This is a genomic window from Methanobrevibacter sp. (assembly GCF_030539555.1).
In the GTDB taxonomy this organism is placed as follows: domain Archaea; phylum Methanobacteriota; class Methanobacteria; order Methanobacteriales; family Methanobacteriaceae; genus Methanocatella.
In genome coordinates, this window is sequence record NZ_JAUNXX010000003.1 from 20,775 (window position 1) to 41,649 (window position 20,875).

Genomic DNA, 20,875 nt, shown 5'->3' on the forward strand with positions numbered 1-20,875 from the left:
AATCTAGTTATCTAACTCTCTTAAAAAAGAACCGTTACCTTCAGATTCTTCAACAACTGCAATACATCTTTCAGCAGCAGATTTGAGAGCTTTTTCAGCTAATATGTAATCGGTAGATTTAACAGTGATTCTATATCTTGGTGCGCCAACACATTGAACTTTTATTTCCTCTTCCTCATCACCATTATCTTCAGCGGCTTTAAGAGCAGCAATAATGACATCAACACCATTAGGAACAAAAGTTTCAATATCCACATAACCACTAATATGAACTTCAGGAGGAGTAATATTCTTTTTAGCTACTTCAGTGATAGCATCAGCCCAATCTTGTGGGATTCCTTCTTCAGTAAGTGATTCAGCGCCCTCATCAGAAGCTGTTTCAAAAGCACCATAAACATCACCAAAGATATCCATAAGCTCATAACCTACTTCATCATAAGCCTCATCTAAACTTTTATCTAAAGATTTAGCAGATAATTCTAAAAATTTTTCAGCTTTTTGTTCAATTTTCCAATGTTGGATTTTTTTTGTTCTTTGATCTTCACGGATTCTTTTTAAGGAAGCATCAACATGTCCTTTTTTAGGGTTTACTCTGAGAACACGACAAACGATTTTTTGGTTTTCTCTTACATGATCCCTGATATTTTTTACCCAACCAGAAGATACTTCAGAAATATGAATAAAAGCTTCTTTGCCCTGATATTCTTCTAGTTTAGCAAAAGCCCCATAATTAAGAACTTTATAAACAGTACCTACAATAAGTTCTCCTTCATCAGGCCATTCTTGACTTTTTCTTACCATACTCTCACCAACATTAATAAAAAAATTATAAAAAATAGTAAAAAATAAGTTTAAAACTAGAAATCTAGTTTAAAACTTTTTCAATGTGTGCGGTAATTTTTGCTTTAGCACCACGAGATTTGACAAGGGTTTTTCCACAAATAATACATTTTACGTCAGATGCTGCACGGTCAAAGATTACTTGTTCATTGTCACAATCTAAACATTTAACTTTTAAAAAGTTTCCTCTTCCTTTACTAACCATGTTAATCACCTATTTTGCTACAAATTCTGGTTTTCCAGTTCTGAAAGATTGTTTAATGTGAGATTTACCACATTCCTTACATTTAAGTCTTAAGTCTAATTTTTTAACAGGTTTGTTTCCAGCAGGTAAAGGCCTTGGATAACCTCTGTAACCAGCAGTCACACGTCTGAATTGTCTTTGTCCCCAAGTTAATTCACTAGCTTTTCTTTTTTTAGCAGTGTGTACTTCGTGCATTGTGTGTCTTTTACAGTGAGGACAATATGTTCTTTTTTCTTTTGGTATTTTCATTTTTTCACCGTAATTAATAAGTCATTATAAATCTATCTATGAATTTATCTAAACATCAATTCAATTAGAAAACGTTAGAGATTAAAACTGCATTGTAACGCATCAAGTCTACAGACAGCAAAAATCCAAATTATAAAAAAATATAATTTTTTATTATCACAAATAGATACATTCATTATATCTATATATTAAGATATTTAAAGTTAATGGCAATTGGTTAAATTTTAACTCGACGACCTTTACGATTTTTGAAAAATACTTTTGCATTTACCAAAGGTAAAGTAACTAAATCCTGAGGTCTGAAAGGACCATAAATCTTTTCATCAACACCCACAATAGGTCCAATTTCATCAAAAACCAACATTGTAACAAGTTCACTGTCCTTAGCAATTCTTTTAGATTCTAAATCATAAAACTCTTCATTTTCATCAAAAGCATTAGGATTTTCCTCAATATTTTCGCTTTGAACTTTAGGTTTGGTAAAAACTTCTTTTTTCAATTCTTCATTTTGAGATTTGATAATCTGTTTTTCAACGGATTCTTTTTTTTCAACAATTGGTTTGGCTTTGGAAATTTCATCCAATCGATTTAATACCTCCTCATCCTCACTTTTAACAGATTTTGGAGCAATTAATGTATTTGATTGGGTTTCTTTTGGCTTGATGATTTTTTTATCTGCCTTTTCTTCACCATCAGATAATTTTTCTAACGAAATATTTCCCCTATGGTTTTTTAGGGTATCAATTAGTGAAAAGTAAAATTTTTCCTCTTCAGGAGTTAAATTTAAAGGAGTAGTATCAATCAAATCAAATTGTGGTTTACCAGTGAACAGATGATATGACCTGTGAATATTTACAACAGCCGCATCAGTAATTTTATGTTCTCTCCTCTCACATATCTCAGTGGCTATTCTTTGAGCTTCATGTAGCATTTGAGGGACATTAGAAAAAGGATCATTAATAGCTTCTTGTTTTAACCTGTCTAAATACTCATGTATATCATTATAAAATGTTTCATCTACACGAGCTAAAGTACTATTGTTACGCTCTTTTTTTTGAACATTACGTAAAATTTTGTAAAATTGATCCACTTAATACCATCTCTAAATAAATAAATTTTAAAATAAAAAAAAGATAAAACAAATGAAATTATTCATCTGTTTCTAATCTAGGAGCAAGCAAGAAACTAAGCTTACCATCACCTGTAACCATAGTAAGAGTTAAACTTAATGGCATATCAGTACCTAAACTAATTTCAGCTTCCTCTGAAAATTTATCTGCTTTAAGCATTTCTCTAATCTTATCTAATGAGAATAAAGCTTTTGCATGCTCATTAATATTTTCACCGTGAAGATATTTAATGCTTGCATCACCGAATTCACCATCTGCAGATGCAATGAAGTAATCTTCATCAACTTGAAGAGCAATTTTATCTGAGAATATATCAATATCATTGATACAGTCTTTTAATATGGAGAAACGAACTTTAAAGTTAGTAGGATGTTCAATAGTAGGTGGAACAGGATTATCATATTCCATATCAATTAATCTTATTTTAAAAGTCCTAGTCGCATCTCCTTCAAAAGTAATAATAAAATTACCTTCATCCACTGACATTAAGACTCTATCTTGAGATTTAGCACGTTTAAGTACTCTCATGAACTCATCAGTGTCAATATTAATTTTTTCAGGAACATCACAAATATATTCGTCAAATAAACTAGATTTTAACTCTAAATGTACGAAAGTTATGTGACTACGGTCTAAGGCATCCAATCTCATGCCTTCACTATCAGTTTGAATTTGTACTTCATCAACAATTGATGAAATAGCATCAAAACTGGTTTTTAATATACTGGAATCACTTAATTCTGCTTTAAACATAAATAATCCTCTAAAGTAAAATTGTATATAATATATTTATATTTGTACCAACTATTTATATAAATTTTTTCATGATAAATGAATCAGTCATTAGCTGCTTTTTTCATGCTTGAAACATATTCTTTTAATGCTTCAGTTGCATTCTCACCATATTCTTCAATGATTTTTACAATTGCACTACCTACAATAACCCCATCAGCAATTTTACCAATATTTTGAGCCTGTTCAGGAGTATTTATACCGAATCCAACAGCAAGTGGCAAATCGGTGACATCGCGAATATCCTCAATTATTGCATTTAAATCCGTTTTAATTTCAGACCTCATTCCAGTAACTCCAAGTGAAGAAACAACATAAATGAATCCAGTTGCATCACTGGCTATCATCTGAATTCGTTCTTTAGATGTTGGAGCTATCAATGAGATTACGTCAACATCATTTTTACTTGCAATGTCTGAAATTTCTCCTTTTTCTTCGTAAGGTAAATCGGGAGAGATAATCCCATCCACTCCCAATTCTCCGCATTTTTTAAAGAATTCTTCATAACCATAAAAGAAAACTGGATTGATATAAGTTAAAAATACCAATGGAACATCAGTTTTGGCACGTACCTCCTTAACAATGTCAAATACATCATCGGTTGTGGTATTATGTTTTAATGCACGTACATTAGCCTCCTGAATCACTACTCCTTCAGCCATAGGATCTGAAAAAGGAATGCCTATCTCTATCAAGTCACATCCCGCTTCCTCCATTGCCAAAATGTATTCAACAGTTTTTTCAATTGTTGGGTCTCCTGCAGTTAAAAATCCAATGAACGCTTTTCCATTTTTGAATGCATCAGCTATTTTACTCATTTAAATCAACTCCCCTATATTTAGCAATTGAACGAACGTCTTTATCACCCCTTCCTGAGAGGCAAATCATTATTATATCATCTTTATCCATTTCAGGAGCTATTTTGATTGCATGAGCTACTGCATGTGCACTTTCAATAGCTGGAATGATTCCTTCCATTCTAGATAAATATTCAAATGCGTTAACAGCTTCCTCATCAGTGACTGGAACATATTCTGCCCTGCCTGTATCTCTTAAATATGCGTGTTCTGGTCCCACACCAGGATAATCAAGACCTGCTGAAACCGAATAAACAGGTGCTATCTGACCATAATCCCCCTGATTAAAAATTGATTTCATTCCATGAAATATTCCAATTTTTCCGTTTGTTAAAGCAGCAGCATTGTATGGCGTGTCAACTCCTTTCCCTCCAGCTTCACAACCAATCAGTCTAACTTCCTCATCTTCAATAAAATTATAAAATGCACCCATAGCATTACTTCCCCCACCTACACAGGCAATTACTGCAGTAGGAAGTCTACCTTCTTTTTTAAGGAATTGTTCACGAGCTTCAGCACTGATTACAGCTTGAAAGTCACGAACAATCATAGGAAATGGATGAGGCCCCATGGTTGAACCTATAACATAGTTAGTATCATGTACACGGGCAATCCAATCTCTGAATGCATCATTAACTGCATCTTTTAATGTTTTAGTTCCGGATTTCACTGAATGGACTTTAGCACCCAATAATTCCATACGATAAACATTCAATGCCTGCCTTTCAGTATCCACTTCACCCATAAACACTTCACATTCCATATCCAATAATGCAGCTGCTGTTGCAGTAGCCACACCGTGTTGACCTGCACCAGTCTCAGCAATGACTCTTGTTTTGCCCATTTTTTTAGCCAACAATACCTGACCTAAAACATTATTAATCTTGTGAGCTCCAGTATGATTTAAATCTTCACGTTTTAAATAAATTTTTGCCCCGCCAAGATCATCTGTCATTCTTTCAGCATAATACAATAAAGAAGGCCGTCCAGCATACTCAATCAATAAAGTATTGAGCTCTTCTATAAAATTAGGGTCATTCATATAATGATTATATTGCTCTTCCAAGTAAAGCAACTCATTCATTAATGTTTCTGATATGTACTGTCCACCATATTCTCCATATCTTCCTTTACTCAATTTATTACCTCCATAATTTCTTTAATTTTATTTTCATCTTTAAATCCATCAGTTTCAAGACTGGAACTCAAATCTATAGCATAAGGATTAAATTCATCAATGGCTTTATTGATATTTGAAATATTGATTCCACCTGCCAAAAAGAATTCTTTTTTTAAATCTTTTCTAATCAGACTCCAGTCAAAAGTTTTTCCACTACCTTTTCCACTATCAAGGAGCAGATAATCAGCAATCGAATCTTCATATGCCAACAAGTCCTTTTCATTGGACATTTCAATTGCATTAATGATTTTTAATTTATCATTGGTATTTTCTTTTAAATTCTTAATATATTCTTCACTTTCACTACCATGCAGTTGAGCCATTTCAATGATACCTTGATTGAATAATTCAATAATCTCATCCATATCGGCATCAACAAAAACACCAACAGAGACAATGTCTGAATTTAAATTATTTTTCATTTCATATGCAAGTTCATGAGAAACCTTTCTTTTTGAATCAGCGAATACAAATCCAATATAATCAGGTTTATAGATATTAACAATGCCCACATCTTCCAATCTTTTAAGTCCACAAATTTTGATTTTAACCATTCTTCAACTCCGAAATCAAAGACTTTTTATCATTGCTTTTCATCAAAGTTTCACCAATTAAAACTGCATCGACATTATTTTCTTTTAATTTCCTAACATCTTCCTTTGTTTTAATGCCACTTTCTGAAATAAATATTATATTATCGCTTACACATCTACGTAAGTTTATACTATTATCAATATCTACAGTAAAATCAGCCAAATTCCTATTATTAACCCCAATAATTTCAGCTCCCACATTCATGGCAGTCCTTATTTCATTACCGTCATGAGTTTCAACAATTGCAGAAAGACCCAAATCATGAGCCAAGTCTAAAAACTTCTTCAACTGAACAATATCCAATATTGAAACAATCAAAAGCACCGCAGAAGCTCCAAGCAATTTAGCTTCCCAAATCATGTATTCATCAATTACAAAGTCTTTTCTCAAAATTGGAATTGAAACAACCTCAGAAATTTCTTTTAAAAAATCATTTGAACCTTGAAAGAAATAAGGCTCTGTTAGAACAGAAATGGCTGAAGCACCAGCTTCTTCATATTCTTTAGCAATAGCCACATAATCAAAGTCCTCGGCAATCACTCCTTTTGATGGAGAGGCTTTTTTAACTTCAGATATTATTGCGATTTGAGGGTCTTTTAATGCCTTTTTAAATGGAAAATCTTCATTAATCCCTAATTCCAATACTTCTTTTTTGAGTTCATCAAGAGATTTATTTTTTTTAGCTTCGATTATCCTCTCTTCGGTTTTTTCAACAATTTTATCCAACATTACAATCACCTGTTTGTGACTTCAATAAATTTTTCAAGCTGTTTTAATGCTTTACCAGAATCAATAATTTCTTCTGCCAATTTAACACCTTCCCGTAAAGATTCTACTTTACCGGAAATATAGAAACCTGCAGCAGAATTTAGAAGAACAGCGTTTCTTTTAGGTCCTTTTTCACCATTTAAAATATTCAATGTGATTTGCGCATTTTCTTTTGCATCTCCACCGACAAGATCCTCTTTAGATGCGATTTCCATATCAAAATACTCCGGAGAGATTTCATAAGACATTGTTTTTCCATTTTTAAGTTCACAGACAAAAGTTTTTTCACTTGCGGAAATCTCATCCATCCCATCTAAGCCATAAACTATCATCGCGGATTCTACACCCAAATTATTCAATACTTCAGCAAGAGGTTCCACCAATTCTTTTTCATAAACACCCAGAACCTGCATTGTAGCGCCGGCAGGATTAGTTAATGGACCAAGTATATTGAATATTGTTCTAATTGATAATTCTTTACGTACATTAGCCACATATTTCATTGAAAGGTGATAATTTTGAGCAAACAAAAAACATAAATCAATTTCTTTTAAACATCTTAAACTTTTTTCAGGGTCAATATAAATATTAACGCCCAATGCCTCCAACACATCAGCAGCACCGCATTTACTTGAAGCTGACCTATTTCCGTGCTTTGCCACAGGCACACCTGCTGCAGAAATGACAATTGAAGAGGTTGTTGATATGTTGAATGTATTTGAACCATCCCCACCAGTTCCCACAATCTCGAGAACTTCCTCATCATTCAATAATCTTACACAATGATCCCTCATTGCTTTAGCTGAAGCAGTTATTTCATCTATTGTTTCTCCTTTCATAGACATTGCAGTTAAATAAGCACTCATTTGAACTTCACTGGCTTCACCACTCATGATTTCATCCATTGTATCATAAGCTTCCATATAAGTTAAATCTTTTTTTCCTGATACTTTCAATATTGATTCTTTAATCATATAATTCCCCTTTCAACTTTTTCTATAAAATTACTTAAAATTGTTAAACCGTCCGGTGTCAATATTGATTCCGGATGAAACTGAATGCCATAGACATTAAATTCCTTATGTTTAACGGCCATTATTTCCCCGTCATCTTTTGCTTTTGAAATTATTTTTAGACATTCAGGAAGGCTATCTTCAACCAGACTTAAAGAATGATATCTGCCCACATTAATTTCATTTGGCAATCCTTTAAAAATAAAATCATAATCCAGAGATGCCCTTGAAGATTTTCCATGCATTAATCTTTTGGCATAAGAAATTTTACCTCCTAATGCCTCACAAATAGCTTGATGACCTAAACAAACTCCTAAAATTGGAATTTTATCATGAAAATTCCTTACAACATCAATACATATTCCTGCATCTTCCGGTCTTCCAGGTCCGGGAGATAAAATAATTGCGTCAGGATTTAAATTTTTTATCTCTTCAACAGTGATTTTATCATTTCTATAAACTGAAATATCAGAATTTATCTCCCCAATTAATTGGAATAAATTATATGAAAAACTGTCATAATTGTCAATTAGCAGAATCATTCTAAACCCCCATCAGCAATTTTTAAAGCATTAATTACTGCGGCCGCTTTATTTAAGCATTCATCGAATTCCTTATCCGGCACACTATCTGCAACAATTCCTGCACCTGAACGAATAAATACTTTATTATTACGTGCAAAAGCTATTCTAATTGAAATGCAGGTATCAATATTTCCACTTAAATCCACATATCCTATGGCCCCACCATAAATTCCCCTTTTATTATCTTCAAGTTCATTAATAATCTCGCAGGCCCGAATTTTTGGCGCTCCGGATAATGTCCCTGCAGGTAAAATTGAATCAATTGCAACAAGAGAGTCCAAATCACTTCTTAAAACGCCGGTTACGGTTGATCCGATATGCATGACATGGGAAAACCTTTCAATTGACAAATACTTTTCAACACTTACAGAACCAATTTCCGATATTTTTCCTATATCGTTACGCCCTAAATCGACAAGCATGTTATGTTCCGCCAATTCTTTTTCATCGGAAAGAAGCTCCTCTTCCAGTTTTTTATCTTCCTCATCTGTTTTACCTCGAGGTCTTGTTCCTGCAAGAGGAAAAGTATATAACTTCCTATCATTAAGTTTAACCAATGTTTCGGGAGATGCACCGGCAATCTCTATATCGTTGCTTGAAAAATAAAACATATATGGAGAGGGATTGGTAGTTCTTAAAACTCTATATGTGTCAAACAGACTTCCCGAAATATCCGCCTCGATTCTATTTGATAAAACAACTTGGAAAATGTCCCCTTCTTTAATATAATATTTGGCTCTGTCGACCATGTTGCAATATTTTTCACGTGAAAAAACTGGAGTGAAATCAGATTTTAATTTTAATGGTTCAACATCCATTCGTTCACCATTTTTGATTAAATCAGCCAGCTTTTTTAAATCATTGCATGCTTTTTGGTAATTATTTTCCAAATCATCTGTTTTCATATTAGAAATGAGAATAATTTTTTGCTTGAAATTGTCGAAAGCTATCACCTTATCGAATAACATCAAATCAATATCCTTAAACTGGTCTTGGTTTTCAGCATCCAAATTAAGTGAAGGTTCAGCATATTTGATATAATCATATGCAAAGTATCCGACAAAGCCGCCAGTAAATGGAGGCAGATAATCCAATTTTGGAGATTTATTTTTAGAAACCAAATCTTTTATTATTTCTCCAGGATTGTCAGTATCAATAGTGACCAAATCATCATTAAATTCTTTAAATTCGGAATCCCCCTTGATTTTAACAACACCATTTTGACATGTGAATTCTAATAGAGGATTGAAACCCAAGAAGCTGTATCTTCCCCATTTTTCTGCATCCTCAATACTTTCCAACATGTAACAATGATTACTAATTCCTTTTAAAATTCTTAAAACTTCTATAGGTGTTGCTATATCAGAAAATAACTCATAAGAGACAGGAATTCGCTTATATTCCTCATTTTTTGCAATTTTTTTTACTTCATCTATCGTTGGGGAGAACATTTTTATCACTAAATATATTATATTGAATGTACTATTTAAAACCTTGTTGTAACTTTTTGTACATTAAAGAAAGTTATAAAAAAAATTTAAACAGACTTGTCTTGATCTTTGCTAAACTCGATAACAATCTTTTTTATTTCTCTACTCTCCAAATAAGGTAATTTTTCAGTGATTTCTCTTTCCAAATCTCTGTTTAACTGAAGTCTCTTTTGAATATACTCCTCATCGTCGAATTCACTGCGATATTGTTTATTCAAATTTGAGTATTTTGTTATTAACGGTTGGAGAATATTGCCAATATCCTCATCGAGTTTATCATTAATAATTTTTCTTTTTCTAATTTCTGTGACAAAGCCGACCACAGTAATGAAGAATCCCAAAACAGTAATAGTCAATGCGGGGACAAAAACTTTCTCATTTCCAATAAATGCAACAGATACTACAATCCCAACAAAAATTAGAAGAATACCAATTTTTCTTAAATCCATATTAGATATCTTTATTTTTGAATTATTTAAACATATTCCAATTTGAATGGATGAATTTCAAAATTAAAATAAAAGAAACGACAGCCAAAACTGACATTATTTCCATGACAGCACCGTCATTAAATAAAACTTGTGCATAATCAAGGTGGAAAATACTCTCACCAATCAGATTATTCAAAAAATGTCCAAAAATAGGGAGCAATATATTTTCACTTTTAAGATATAATATCGCCATGCAGATTGCAAATATAAAAGCTGAGAACATACTTCCGAAACTGTGAAGTGATGCGAAAAGCAATGATGAAATTAAAACGGCAAATACAGTTGGGACAAATAATTTTAATTTATTTAAAAAAACGCCTCTGAAAATTAACTCTTCGACAATAGGTGAAATAAGAACTATTGAAAGAAAGCTAGTTACACCAAATATTTCAATATTTAAACTCATTGCAGAAATGAAAGGCCATATAATACTATTTTTTAAATCAAAGAAACTTAAAATCATATTGGAAAAATAGAGCATCCCATATGAAAAGAAAATATTCAACAAAACTAGTATCAAAATATCACTAAAAGAAACTTTAGAAAAAATATTAAAAACATCAATTTTAAATTCCCCAAAGGAATCCCTGAATTTTAAGATAAAATAAAAAATTATTATTGAATAACACCATATTGGATTAATACTGACATGAAAAAATTTCAAACCGAAAATTATCACAAATAAACCGATAAATAATAACAACAATTCCCATAATGGAATATTTTTAAGTTTCTCATTAAATAACGACATGATATCCAAAAATAACTTCAATAAAAACAATTAAAAATTTTCATACGCATTGCTAATATGTTAAAAAGAGTTTATCAAATTAACTCCAATACTAACAATCCTTTATTTTACTAATAAATCACTTTCATAAATATAAGCTAATATTTGAAAAAGCATATTGATTTTAATCATCACTTTCGAAGATGAAAACATCTTCAATATATTTTTTTCCCAATATTTTAGTAATTTTATAGGCCAATAATAAGGAAGGGTTATAACGAGCATTTTCTAAAGCATTTACTGTTTGACGAGTCACACCAACGGAATCAGCTAACTCTTGTTGCGTCATTCCAAGTTTTTGGCGAAACTGTCTGATTTTAGTTTCCATATAATCACCTATTTATATCAGATATATAAATGGTGATATTATTTCTTTTAAAATAGATATATAAATGTGTTGTTAGACCAACATATAATAATACGAAATAACAAAATAATTAATATAATTTATTTAATTTACTTTAATGAGATGATATTATATGGCGATTCACCCTATTGAATTTAGATATGGTACTCCCGAAATGAAAACTATTTGGGAAGAAGAAAATAAATTACAAAGAATGTTAGACGTTGAATCCGCATTGGCTCAAGCTGAAGGCAAACTCGGAATTATTCCACAAGAAGTTGCAGATGAAATTGCAGCCAAAGCCACTACAGAATTTGTAAAATTGGAAAGAGTGAAAGCAATTGAAGCAGAAACCAACCACGACATTGCCGCATTATCAAAAGGAATTACAGAAGTATGCGAAAATGGTGCTGGAGAATATGTTCACTTTGGTGCAACATCAAATGATATCGTAGACAGCTCCAACTCATTGCTTATTAGAGATTCAATTGAAGTGTTAAAAGAAAAATTAGAAAGATTAACTAAAATAATGCTCAATTTAGCCGAAGAAAACAAAATGAAAGTATGTATCGGACGTACACATGGACAGCATGCTCTTCCAACAACCTACGGTATGAAATTCGGTATTTGGGCTGACGAACTCCACAGACAATATGTAAGATTGGAAAATGCCAAAGCAAATGTCTGTATTGGAATGATGGATGGGGCTGTTGGAACCACTGCAGCTTTAGGCGAACAAGGTTGGGAAATACACAAACTCGTTGCAGAAATATTAGGCTTACCTGCAGCAACAATCACAAACCAGGTTGTTCAAAGAGACAATCATGTTGAATTCATCAGTGTTCTAGCCAACATCGCAAGTACTTTAGACAAAATAGGATTAGAAATAAGAAGTTTACAAAGAACCGAACTTATGGAAGTCGGCGAATACTTCGATCCTGAAAAACAAGTAGGAAGCAGCACAATGCCACACAAAATGAATCCAATTACTGCTGAAAGAATCTGTGGTGTTGCAAGAATCGTCAAATCATATGTAAATGCTGCCTTAGACAATAATCCTCTTTGGCATGAAAGAGACTTGACCAATTCATCCTGTGAAAGAATAATGTTTCCAGAAAGCTGCATTCTAACTGACTATATCTTAAACTTAACAATTAAATTAATGACCAATTTAGTATTCTACAATGAAAACATCGAAAGAAACTTAAATTTGACAAATGGATTGATTATGGCTGAAAGATTGATGGCTGAACTTACCCGTGCCGGAATGGGAAAACAAACCGCATACGGAATTGTAAGAAAAAATGCAATTAAAGCAAACAAAGAAAAATTATTGCTCGGAGAATTAATCCTAGAAGATGAAGATGTGCAAAAATACTTAACTGAAGAAGATGTCGAAAAAATCATGAATCCACACACATACATTGGATCTGTACCAATAATCATTGATGAACTTCTTGAAAAATCCAAAGACTGGTTTTAGGTGTTGAAATGGCTAGTGTAAAAGAATTAAAATCAATTGATTTAAGTTCCTATACAATTATCCTAACCGGAATTGGTGTAATATTCGCATTATTGTTATCAATAATTGTAACAATAGGAATTGGCATCGTTTCACCGGAAAATATCGGAGTTTCAATTTACATCATACCAACAATTATCGTTGGCACATTCATGATTGGAATTTATCGCTACTTTTCAGAAGGATTGTTCTATAACTTACTTACAAAAAAATTAAAAAACATTAAATTTGCATTAAACAATGGTGAACTTATTAAAATTTCAACTACTGAAACTGCAACAATTATTGCAACAATAACTGCAATTCAATCAGTATTGATTTATTTGGTTTCCACATTCATTTTACCTTTAATGCTTAATACTACAATCCAAACATTGATGTTTTCAGGTCAGCAATTACTAGCTTACAATCTTTATCAGATAATGCTACTCATAAGCCAGCCAATGACAATAATAATGTTTATCTTTGGAAGTTTCGTAATAACATTCGTATTTGTTTTAATTGGAACTTACATCTATAATATACTCGCTTCCAAAGGCAGAGGAATCGTTTTGGAATTATCTAAAGAAAATAATATGACCACTATTGATTCAATAGATATGATGAGCTTTGCTATAGTAATAGCAATAATTAATGGAATATTAAATTTAATCATCGGTATAATCATGTTAATCAGTGGTGGAACTGTTATGGCAATCATCACTAGCGTAATCAGTGGTGTTGTTGGAGGATTTATATCTGCAGCACTTGCTGCAATATTTTACAACTTCATAGCTCCAAAACTTGGAAAATTAAAAATAGAATTAATTGATTTGTAAATCAATTAATTTTTACTTTCTCTTTTTATTTCAGGAACATATCTCTTAAGCATCAATGAAAGGGATATGACTGTTACAGAACTTAATGCCATTGCTAAACCTGCCAGTGCAGGTTCAAATGTAATGCCGAAAGTAGGATATAAAACTCCTGCAGCTACGGGAATCAATATTGAATTATATGCAAATGCCCAGAAGATATTCTCTTTAATTCTTCTCATAACCTTTTTAGAAAATTGTATTGCCGCAACAACATTTTCCAAATCTCCTTCCATGACAACAATGTCACCACTTTCCATAGCAATATCAGTTCCATTACCCATAGCAACACCGATATCGGCTTGTGTTAATGCTGGAGCATCATTAATACCGTCTCCAACGAACAATACTTTTTTAGTATGGTTTGACTGGGTTTCCTTAACTATGCTTAACTTGTTTTCTGGAAGTACACCCGCACGTACATTATCAATCCCGACTTCATTTGCAACTGTGAGTGCTGTAGATTCATTATCTCCCGTTAACATATAAGTTTCAACATCCATCTTATGCAATTCTTCAATTGTTCTTTTAGAATTTGCTTTAATTTTATCGGATAAACTTAAAATACCTTTTACAGATTTATCCTGTGCTAAAAAGATGATTGTTTTGCTAAGTTTTTCAAGTTCATGGTATCTATCAATCAAATCAGAGCCTACATTAACTTTCTCACTTTCCATTAAAGCAAGGTTTCCTGCAAGAACTTCACTTCCATTAAGTATGGCTTTAAGACCTTTACCAGTTACATTTTCAAAATCACTTGTTGAATATAGATCAATGCTTAATTCCTTGGATTTGTTTACAATAGCTTTAGCGATTGGATGATTTGAATTTTGCTCCACACTGGCGGCAAGTTTAATTAATTCCTCATCTGAAATGCCATAACCAATTACATCATCTACTTCAGGTTTTCCTTCAGTGATTGTTCCGGTTTTATCAAATGCAGCAACATCAATCTGACCAGCATTTTCCAAAGTATCTCCGTTTTTGATTAAAATACCGAATTCAGCCGCCCTTCCAACACCTACTGTAACGGCTGTCGGAGTAGCCAGACCCAAAGCACATGGACATGCCACAACCAGTATTGAAATTAAACATGTTAAAGAGAACAATAACGGTGCTCCTAAAACAAAATACCATATTAAGAATACAACAATAGCTATTGTTAAAATAACTGGAATAAAGTAGGATACAATAGTATTTGCAAATTTTTGAACGGGAGGTCTTGAAGATTGTGCTTTTTCAACCAAACGAATGATATTAGATAAAACCGTTTCCTTTCCAATTTTTTGAGCTTTGATATATAAAATTCCATCCTGATTAATAGTTCCCGCAAATACCTCTTCACCGTCTTTTTTGACTTTAGGAATAGGTTCGCCATTAATCATTGATTCATCAACATAAGATTCTCCGCCGACAACATCACCATCAACAGGGATTTTATCACCCGGCCTAACAAGCAGCAAATCACCAATCTCAATATCTGCAATTGAAACTTCCTTTTGTGATTTAATCTCACCATTTTCGTCAAGTTCGATTGCAGTTGCAACAGTAGGTTGAAGACCTATCAATTCGCGAATTGAGTCTGAAGTTCTTTTTTTAGCTCTTGCTTCCAAATATCTACCTATCATTAAAAATGAAGGAAGCATAACTGCTGAATCATAAAACATGAATGAGTGGTCAAGTACAATATGGAAAGTTCCTAAAATACTTGAAATATATGCAACCAAAATACCCATTGAATACATTACATCCATATTCAAGTTTTTATGCATTAATCCATTGAATCCGGCTTTTAAAATAGGTAAAGACACATATAAAAATGGAGCTATACTTACTATCAATGAAAGCAATCCCATTGAAGATATGTTAATGCCTGTTGATTGTTTAATAGAGTGAGTTAGACCTATTAACGGATCCCATCCACTAAACATTAAAATCATTAAAATAACTGAAAAAATTAAGCCAACAATTATCCTGTTACGTTTTTCTTTTAAGTCCTGCTGATAAATTGCCTCTTCATCAATTTCAGTTTGTCCTTCAATTCCCAAAAGTTCAAAACCTAAAGACTCAATCACCTTTTCGATTTCATCCATATCCACTTTTGATGAGTCATATCTTATTTTTGCAGATTGGGAAGTTAAATCAGCCTTAACATCGAAAATACCATCCAATCTTATTAAAAAGTTCTCAACATTCATTGTGCAGGAAGCACAGTGCATGCCCTGAATTCTTAAAGTCATCTCATCACTGTGAAGTTCAAAACCTAAATTCCTAACTAATCTTTCCATGTCTTCATAGGAAATTTTTTTGGTATTGACAGTTAAATGTAGCTTATTGGCGGCCAAATCTGCATCCACTTCTTCCACACCTTCGATTTTTTCAAATGTTTTGTTTACACTTAAAACACAAGAAGCACAATGCATGCCTTCAATTGGCAAATCCATGTGTTTATGTTTCATCATGTCTCACCCCTATCATTATAACAATAATTATATTGATACTTCTATAAAAAAAGTTTTATTTATAAGTAACTTTAATTTTTTTGTGGGGGATTGTTCTCATGAATTTAAGTTTAGGATATCCGATAATAAAAGAAGAGTACAAATGTTTTTTTGAATCTATTTCTGGGAAAAAGTTCATTAATTTTTCATGATTGATTTCATCAGCCTTGAGAATAAACAATGAATAGAAACCACCAAGGCCTAATGAATAAGCAAGCAATTCCAAACGAGTATTTGCTATAACAGCACTTGTTTTATCTGTTGAAAAGGTCAATATCAATTGTCTACCTTCCCATAGCAACGGATGGTACTTTTTAGTAGTGTTATCATTTAAATATTCACCAAATTCCTTAATTCTGAAAAATTCGTCCTCTTCAACTTTAATTATTTCATAAACAAGTTCCATGAATTCATCCAATTTTTCATCTACAACCACGAATTCAACATCCTGCTCATTTTGAGCTGACGGAGAGTAATAAGCGCCTTCAAATAATTTAAAAAAAGTTTTTTCATCTATTTTTTTATTTTTAAACCAACGAACAGACCTTCTTTGCTTTAATAATTGAAGCAAATCATCATAACTGATTGGAATTTCACGAGGATCATAATCAACAATCCTATCTTCGTGACCTTCAAAAGACTTTAAAGTGATTGCGTTCTCTTTGCAGATAGCCATACAGTGCCCGCATTCAAAACAGTTATTTCCTGTTTCAGTGGCAAAATCCTCTACAACAATATTGTCTCGAATACAAACGCGTTGGCAGAGTTTGCAAGCTTTGCATAATTCTTCATTTATAATCAGTTTCATTTTACAATTTCACCATCTTGGAAAACATTCAGGATATTATCATTATCACTTAAAACAGAAACATCATCCAAAGGATTGGAATTAACTAAAATCAAATCAGCAATATAATTTTCTTTAATCAAACCCAAATTATCCTGATTCAAATATTGTGCAGCTTTAATAGTTCCGCTGGCTATTGCCTCATCATTTGACATCCCAATATCCACCAAATGAGTTAGTTCTTCCAAGTTGTGTCCATGAGGAATAACACCACTATCCGTTCCCATTAATATATTGACTCCTTCATCATAGGCTAGAGAAATGTTTTCCTTATGAACTTTAACTATTTCTTTTAATTTTTCTGTTTTTTCTTTTGCATAGCTATCCCATGCAGGAAAACCATTTTTGTATAAGAATTGATGGACCAAAAGTGTTGGAACTAAACTTACATTCTTTTTAACCATTTTTTGAGCGGTTTTTTTATCGATGAATGTTCCATGTTCAATTGATGAAAATCCCGCATCGATGCAATTTTTCATTCCTTTTAAACTATGGCAGTGCGCTGAAACCTTCATATCATTTGCACATGCTTCATTAACAATTGTCTTAAGTTCTTTTTTGTTGAATTGTGAAAATTCAGGAGAGGTGTTTGTTGTTAAAACTCCCCCACTACACATTACCTTAATAAAATCAGCACCTGCCCTTTTTATTTCGCGGGTCTTTTTTAGAACTTCCTCTATACCATCACATCTTCCTTTTGGAAACCCAGGATATATTATTTCCATGTCAAATCCGGAAGGCAACAGCAAATCAAAATGTCCTCCGGTCATAACCAATGGAGTGATTGACAAATAGATTTTTGGAGCCGTGAATAGTTTTCTTTGTTGGGCTAATTTGAAACTTAAATCTGCTGATCCGCAATCCCTAATTGAAGTGACCCCGGCATCGATTGTTTGAAGTGCATGGGGAACTGCATTGTAGAAATGAATTCCCAGGGGATTTGCCATATTTTCCTCTTTGTGAAATCCTTTTGCGAAAATATGGCTATGACAATCAATAAAACCGCTGAGCAAATAATTATCCTGACCATCAATTACTGTAACATTTTCTTTAGAATTAATTTTTCCTGAAGATATTTCTTTGATTTTATTATCTTCAATTAAAACATTATGCCCGGTTTTTATTTCCTCAAATGGGTTGATGACATTTACATTTTGTATTAGAGTTTGCATTTGAATCGCCTATAAAATTTCTATAGTTCCATTATCCCCATCAACTTCGACTAAAGTCCCATTTGTCAAGTCCTTAGTTTCAGTCGGTGAGTCCACCATAGGAATATCAGACATTATAGCCCCAGTAGCTATAATTGGTTCAGCATTAAGGCAAATTATCGCTTTAGGAGCAGTGTTGTTTTTCATCATTTGAAAAATAACATAAGAACCAACTGTCGAACCTTTTCCACCAGGAATGAACAAGACCTTATCTTTAATTATCTGACCTTTCAATTCATGATTAGGATCAATAATTTCACCATTTTCCGGATTTACACCACCAAGAAAACTAATTGGCTCTGATGAAACAATTAATTCCCCTTTTGCTTTACCCTTTGCAATATTTCTACAATCAATCATTAAATCACCCCAATCTAGAATAATTTATCTTCCACTGCTTCTCCTCTGTTAATAGCTTCTGTGGTTTTAATAGCATCAACTAAAGCCCAAAGCCAAACTATAATAACCAAAACAAGTCCTACGAGAATGAATATGAGAATAAATGAAACAATATATGCAATTATAAAACTAATTCCTTTTGTGGTTAGCCCGTTATATAAGTGGCCCAAACCTGGGAACAGGAAACTTAATATTGCAGCCAATAAAACACTTTTTTCGCCACTTGAAGCAAGACCTGCAACTCTGACACCGCAATGTGGGCAAATTTCAGCATTAATGCTAATTTTTTTACCGCAGGATTGACAGAATTTTGTTTGGGGTGCTTGCTCTTCTTGATTTAATTTGAATCCACATTGTGGACAAAATGGAGCACCCGATACAATCTCTGCACCACAATTAGTACAGAACTTAGATTTTTTAACTGTATTAACTTCAATAACTTCTTTATCGGCTGTTTCAACTTCAATTTCCTCAGAATCAGCACCATCCTCTTCAACTTCAACAGTTTCAGCAGGAACAACCACATCAGAAACAACATCAACATCTTCAACTTCAACAGTTTCAGCAGGAACAACCTCTTCAACCGGTTCATTAACCGGCTCATCCTCAACAGGTTTTTCAGCAAATTTAGCATCTATAGTATTTTCAACTTCACCAACAGATTCCTTGACATCATCTACTTTTGGAAGAATAGAACCACAGTTAGAACAGAATTTTGCATCTTTTACTTCTTTTCCACAATCAGGACATATTACCATTTTATCACCTAAACAACATCTTTTTTCATTATTTCTCTTAGAACAGCCGTAGCATAAGAACCTTTATTAATAGAAAATTCACATAAAACACCATCATCAGTAGGAATGGCCGAAGCATCCCAAACTTGAAAACGCATGGATCTCCTAAGCCCATGACTCCCCAAACGTGGCATTTTCGGAACTTTAAAATCTTCTTTTACCAAATTATAATTTGTCAATATGTTCTCTTCCATTTCTCCCACAATTCCCCCTGCAAATGGAACTTTAGTGCCGTATAGCGGACATGTTGGACTAGCTTGGAAATTATCAATTAATTCTTGGAATTCTTCAGGGGTTTTATCACGAACAATATGTTCCTCACAGTCAATAATAATATCTCCCTCAACATATTTGTTTATTCCCATTTCAACCCTATTGCTTACGGCTTCATTGAACAAATAAGATTGATAAGCATGTACAAACATTCTCTGCAGAGGTTTTGGAATAGCATGTAATGCATTCATATAGGATTTATCACTTAATTCTCCCTTTTTGGAATCCTTGATTAACTCCTTAATCATCATTTTTTCGTATCTCATCCCTTTACCCATTAAATTTAAGGATTCCTCAAGATTGCCCTCATCAAAGGCTTGTCTTGCCATTTTATTTTCTTCACTTTCGTCTTCAACAGGATTTCCAATGTATCTGCCAACAGCTTTTTCCAAATCGTTTTCAACTAAAGCTTCTCCAACCAAATGTGTGATTGTTCTTGGCTTCCCAAATCTCTGCCAGCCAAAATAATTAGGAACACCAGTGATTTCCAATTGTTTTAAAACATCATTGGAAATACTTGCACTTTCTTCAATATCATCCAAATCCTTAATTAAAATTTTAAACTTGTTTCCCTTAAGCTGGCCCATTCTAAGCTTTTTGCGACCTCGAATAATTTTTAAAAAATCAGTTTTATAGATTTTCCCGTCCAATGCCTTAACCTGGTTGAGCTGCTCCTCTGAGTCCATATTGGCAATGCAAATCCATTGGCGAGTTATGGCCTTCTTATCTTTCATTCCGGCAAAGCCCATTCTCTTTCTTGAGATATGCAAATCACGGGCAATGTCCAAAACAACATCCAACGTGGTCCTTCCCAATTTTTCAATCCAGATATAAACGTTTGGACCTTCTCCTTCCGGAATAATTTCGGGAATTTCTTCTACATAAAAATCTTCATATTGGTTTCTGATAGTTCCACCAATACCCTTTTCACAAGTAACATAAGTATTAGCATTCAACATAATAATCACGGAAAATATAATGCCCTGGCCGGGATTTGAACCCGGGGAATGGGATCCGCAGTCCCATGTGTTATCCAAACTACACCACCAGGGCCAACAAAATAAGATAACATATAAGTATAAGAATTTTATAGTATTTAATTA

General features: G+C 33.0%; 23 protein-coding genes and 1 tRNA gene. 2 read left to right on the top strand and 22 right to left on the bottom strand.

The window, feature by feature from the left end; all coding sequences use genetic code 11:
• Nucleotides 1–3 precede the first annotated feature (3 nt).
• The 15 genes from Q4Q55_RS01365 to Q4Q55_RS01435 form a co-directional block, all read right to left on the bottom strand.
• Complete coding sequence (locus Q4Q55_RS01365; protein ID WP_303371025.1) at nucleotides 4–801, bottom strand: translation initiation factor IF-2 subunit alpha; 798 nt, start codon at nucleotides 799–801, stop codon at nucleotides 4–6.
• 64 nt (nucleotides 802–865) lie between these two features.
• Nucleotides 866–1,045, bottom strand: coding sequence for a 30S ribosomal protein S27e (locus Q4Q55_RS01370; protein WP_067044971.1), 180 nt, complete (start codon nucleotides 1,043–1,045; stop codon nucleotides 866–868).
• A gap of 9 nt (nucleotides 1,046–1,054) precedes the next feature.
• Nucleotides 1,055–1,333, bottom strand: coding sequence for a 50S ribosomal protein L44e (locus Q4Q55_RS01375; RefSeq protein ID WP_292743332.1), 279 nt, complete (start codon nucleotides 1,331–1,333; stop codon nucleotides 1,055–1,057).
• 217 nt (nucleotides 1,334–1,550) lie between these two features.
• Nucleotides 1,551–2,423, bottom strand: a complete 873-nt coding sequence (locus Q4Q55_RS01380; protein WP_303371026.1) for a hypothetical protein — start codon at nucleotides 2,421–2,423, stop codon at nucleotides 1,551–1,553.
• Between the two features lie 58 nt (nucleotides 2,424–2,481).
• On the bottom strand, nucleotides 2,482–3,216 hold the full coding sequence (gene pcn / locus Q4Q55_RS01385) for a proliferating cell nuclear antigen (pcna) (RefSeq protein ID WP_296804093.1): 735 nt from the start codon (nucleotides 3,214–3,216) through the stop codon (nucleotides 2,482–2,484).
• Nucleotides 3,217–3,299: 83 nt separating this feature from the next.
• Nucleotides 3,300–4,073 (bottom strand): tryptophan synthase subunit alpha, encoded by a 774-nt coding sequence (gene trpA / locus Q4Q55_RS01390; RefSeq protein WP_303371027.1) that lies wholly within the window; start codon nucleotides 4,071–4,073, stop codon nucleotides 3,300–3,302.
• On the bottom strand, nucleotides 4,066–5,250 hold the full coding sequence (trpB, locus tag Q4Q55_RS01395) for a tryptophan synthase subunit beta (RefSeq protein WP_303371028.1): 1,185 nt from the start codon (nucleotides 5,248–5,250) through the stop codon (nucleotides 4,066–4,068). Before trpB ends, trpA begins: the two co-directional genes overlap by 8 nt.
• Nucleotides 5,247–5,846 carry a phosphoribosylanthranilate isomerase gene (locus tag Q4Q55_RS01400; protein ID WP_303371029.1) on the bottom strand — a complete coding sequence of 200 codons (600 nt, stop codon included), beginning with the start codon at nucleotides 5,844–5,846 and terminating at the stop codon, nucleotides 5,247–5,249. The genes trpB and Q4Q55_RS01400 overlap by 4 nt, the downstream gene beginning before the upstream one ends.
• The gene (trpC, locus tag Q4Q55_RS01405) at nucleotides 5,839–6,615 is read right to left on the bottom strand and encodes an indole-3-glycerol phosphate synthase TrpC (protein ID WP_303371030.1); all 777 of its coding nucleotides are present in this window, start codon (nucleotides 6,613–6,615) and stop codon (nucleotides 5,839–5,841) included. Before trpC ends, Q4Q55_RS01400 begins: the two co-directional genes overlap by 8 nt.
• 5 nt (nucleotides 6,616–6,620) lie before the next feature.
• Entirely contained in the window at nucleotides 6,621–7,628 is a 1,008-nt protein-coding gene (gene trpD / locus Q4Q55_RS01410) for an anthranilate phosphoribosyltransferase (protein WP_303371031.1), read from the bottom strand.
• A complete protein-coding gene (locus Q4Q55_RS01415) occupies nucleotides 7,625–8,209 on the bottom strand; it encodes an aminodeoxychorismate/anthranilate synthase component II (RefSeq protein ID WP_303371032.1) in 585 nt (194 codons plus the stop codon). Before Q4Q55_RS01415 ends, trpD begins: the two co-directional genes overlap by 4 nt.
• Nucleotides 8,206–9,702, bottom strand: coding sequence for an anthranilate synthase component I (gene trpE, locus Q4Q55_RS01420; RefSeq protein ID WP_303371033.1), 1,497 nt, complete (start codon nucleotides 9,700–9,702; stop codon nucleotides 8,206–8,208). Before trpE ends, Q4Q55_RS01415 begins: the two co-directional genes overlap by 4 nt.
• A gap of 86 nt (nucleotides 9,703–9,788) precedes the next feature.
• The gene (locus Q4Q55_RS01425; protein WP_303371034.1) at nucleotides 9,789–10,190 is read right to left on the bottom strand and encodes a hypothetical protein; all 402 of its coding nucleotides are present in this window, start codon (nucleotides 10,188–10,190) and stop codon (nucleotides 9,789–9,791) included.
• 22 nt (nucleotides 10,191–10,212) lie between these two features.
• The gene (locus Q4Q55_RS01430) at nucleotides 10,213–10,983 is read right to left on the bottom strand and encodes a CPBP family intramembrane glutamic endopeptidase (protein ID WP_303371035.1); all 771 of its coding nucleotides are present in this window, start codon (nucleotides 10,981–10,983) and stop codon (nucleotides 10,213–10,215) included.
• 163 nt (nucleotides 10,984–11,146) lie between these two features.
• Nucleotides 11,147–11,350 (bottom strand): helix-turn-helix transcriptional regulator, encoded by a 204-nt coding sequence (locus Q4Q55_RS01435; protein WP_303371036.1) that lies wholly within the window; start codon nucleotides 11,348–11,350, stop codon nucleotides 11,147–11,149.
• Nucleotides 11,351–11,501: 151 nt separating this feature from the next.
• On the opposite strand from Q4Q55_RS01435, the gene purB reads away from it, so the two are divergent.
• Both purB and Q4Q55_RS01445 read left to right on the top strand, forming a co-directional pair.
• A complete protein-coding gene (gene purB, locus Q4Q55_RS01440; protein WP_303371037.1) occupies nucleotides 11,502–12,851 on the top strand; it encodes an adenylosuccinate lyase in 1,350 nt (449 codons plus the stop codon).
• A gap of 8 nt (nucleotides 12,852–12,859) precedes the next feature.
• Nucleotides 12,860–13,708 (top strand): hypothetical protein, encoded by an 849-nt coding sequence (locus tag Q4Q55_RS01445; protein WP_303371038.1) that lies wholly within the window; start codon nucleotides 12,860–12,862, stop codon nucleotides 13,706–13,708.
• 5 nt (nucleotides 13,709–13,713) lie between these two features.
• On the opposite strand, the gene Q4Q55_RS01450 is transcribed toward Q4Q55_RS01445, so the two are convergent.
• The 7 genes from Q4Q55_RS01450 to Q4Q55_RS01480 all read right to left on the bottom strand — a co-directional run bounded on the left by Q4Q55_RS01450 (nucleotide 13,714) and on the right by Q4Q55_RS01480 (nucleotide 20,825).
• A complete protein-coding gene (locus tag Q4Q55_RS01450) occupies nucleotides 13,714–16,206 on the bottom strand; it encodes a heavy metal translocating P-type ATPase (protein ID WP_303371039.1) in 2,493 nt (830 codons plus the stop codon).
• A gap of 55 nt (nucleotides 16,207–16,261) precedes the next feature.
• The gene (locus tag Q4Q55_RS01455; protein ID WP_303371040.1) at nucleotides 16,262–17,053 is read right to left on the bottom strand and encodes a nitroreductase family protein; all 792 of its coding nucleotides are present in this window, start codon (nucleotides 17,051–17,053) and stop codon (nucleotides 16,262–16,264) included.
• Nucleotides 17,050–18,264 (bottom strand): amidohydrolase family protein, encoded by a 1,215-nt coding sequence (locus Q4Q55_RS01460; RefSeq protein ID WP_303371041.1) that lies wholly within the window; start codon nucleotides 18,262–18,264, stop codon nucleotides 17,050–17,052. The genes Q4Q55_RS01455 and Q4Q55_RS01460 overlap by 4 nt, the downstream gene beginning before the upstream one ends.
• Before the next feature lie 9 nt (nucleotides 18,265–18,273).
• Entirely contained in the window at nucleotides 18,274–18,663 is a 390-nt protein-coding gene (locus tag Q4Q55_RS01465) for a DUF126 domain-containing protein (RefSeq protein WP_303371042.1), read from the bottom strand.
• Between the two features lie 14 nt (nucleotides 18,664–18,677).
• Nucleotides 18,678–19,460 carry a zinc-ribbon domain-containing protein gene (locus Q4Q55_RS01470; protein WP_303371043.1) on the bottom strand — a complete coding sequence of 261 codons (783 nt, stop codon included), beginning with the start codon at nucleotides 19,458–19,460 and terminating at the stop codon, nucleotides 18,678–18,680.
• Nucleotides 19,461–19,468: 8 nt separating this feature from the next.
• On the bottom strand, nucleotides 19,469–20,731 hold the full coding sequence (gene truD, locus Q4Q55_RS01475; protein WP_303371044.1) for a tRNA pseudouridine(13) synthase TruD: 1,263 nt from the start codon (nucleotides 20,729–20,731) through the stop codon (nucleotides 19,469–19,471).
• Between the two features lie 20 nt (nucleotides 20,732–20,751).
• Nucleotides 20,752–20,825: transfer RNA gene (locus Q4Q55_RS01480), tRNA-Arg, on the bottom strand.
• Between the last annotated feature and the right edge of the window lie 50 nt (nucleotides 20,826–20,875).

What these genes read in the sequence shown, in the direction of transcription:
- trpE (WP_303371033.1), bottom strand. Translation starts at nt 9,702, where the DNA reads ATGTTCTCCCCAACGATAGATGAAGTAAAAAAAATTGCAAAAAATGAG.
- Q4Q55_RS01445 (WP_303371038.1), top strand. Translation starts at nt 12,860, where the DNA reads ATGGCTAGTGTAAAAGAATTAAAATCAATTGATTTAAGTTCCTATACA.
- purB (WP_303371037.1), top strand. Translation starts at nt 11,502, where the DNA reads ATGGCGATTCACCCTATTGAATTTAGATATGGTACTCCCGAAATGAAA.
- Q4Q55_RS01435 (WP_303371036.1), bottom strand. Translation starts at nt 11,350, where the DNA reads ATGGAAACTAAAATCAGACAGTTTCGCCAAAAACTTGGAATGACGCAA.
- pcn (WP_296804093.1), bottom strand. Translation starts at nt 3,216, where the DNA reads ATGTTTAAAGCAGAATTAAGTGATTCCAGTATATTAAAAACCAGTTTT.
- trpD (WP_303371031.1), bottom strand. Translation starts at nt 7,628, where the DNA reads ATGATTAAAGAATCAATATTGAAAGTATCAGGAAAAAAAGATTTAACT.
- Q4Q55_RS01425 (WP_303371034.1), bottom strand. Translation starts at nt 10,190, where the DNA reads ATGGATTTAAGAAAAATTGGTATTCTTCTAATTTTTGTTGGGATTGTA.
- Q4Q55_RS01415 (WP_303371032.1), bottom strand. Translation starts at nt 8,209, where the DNA reads ATGATTCTGCTAATTGACAATTATGACAGTTTTTCATATAATTTATTC.
- trpC (WP_303371030.1), bottom strand. Translation starts at nt 6,615, where the DNA reads ATGTTGGATAAAATTGTTGAAAAAACCGAAGAGAGGATAATCGAAGCT.
- Q4Q55_RS01430 (WP_303371035.1), bottom strand. Translation starts at nt 10,983, where the DNA reads ATGTCGTTATTTAATGAGAAACTTAAAAATATTCCATTATGGGAATTG.
- trpA (WP_303371027.1), bottom strand. Translation starts at nt 4,073, where the DNA reads ATGAGTAAAATAGCTGATGCATTCAAAAATGGAAAAGCGTTCATTGGA.
- Q4Q55_RS01460 (WP_303371041.1), bottom strand. Translation starts at nt 18,264, where the DNA reads ATGCAAACTCTAATACAAAATGTAAATGTCATCAACCCATTTGAGGAA.
- Q4Q55_RS01400 (WP_303371029.1), bottom strand. Translation starts at nt 5,846, where the DNA reads ATGGTTAAAATCAAAATTTGTGGACTTAAAAGATTGGAAGATGTGGGC.
- Q4Q55_RS01455 (WP_303371040.1), bottom strand. Translation starts at nt 17,053, where the DNA reads ATGAAACTGATTATAAATGAAGAATTATGCAAAGCTTGCAAACTCTGC.
- Q4Q55_RS01375 (WP_292743332.1), bottom strand. Translation starts at nt 1,333, where the DNA reads ATGAAAATACCAAAAGAAAAAAGAACATATTGTCCTCACTGTAAAAGA.
- truD (WP_303371044.1), bottom strand. Translation starts at nt 20,731, where the DNA reads ATGTTGAATGCTAATACTTATGTTACTTGTGAAAAGGGTATTGGTGGA.
- Q4Q55_RS01370 (WP_067044971.1), bottom strand. Translation starts at nt 1,045, where the DNA reads ATGGTTAGTAAAGGAAGAGGAAACTTTTTAAAAGTTAAATGTTTAGAT.
- Q4Q55_RS01450 (WP_303371039.1), bottom strand. Translation starts at nt 16,206, where the DNA reads ATGATGAAACATAAACACATGGATTTGCCAATTGAAGGCATGCATTGT.
- Q4Q55_RS01470 (WP_303371043.1), bottom strand. Translation starts at nt 19,460, where the DNA reads ATGGTAATATGTCCTGATTGTGGAAAAGAAGTAAAAGATGCAAAATTC.
- Q4Q55_RS01465 (WP_303371042.1), bottom strand. Translation starts at nt 18,663, where the DNA reads ATGATTGATTGTAGAAATATTGCAAAGGGTAAAGCAAAAGGGGAATTA.
- Q4Q55_RS01365 (WP_303371025.1), bottom strand. Translation starts at nt 801, where the DNA reads ATGGTAAGAAAAAGTCAAGAATGGCCTGATGAAGGAGAACTTATTGTA.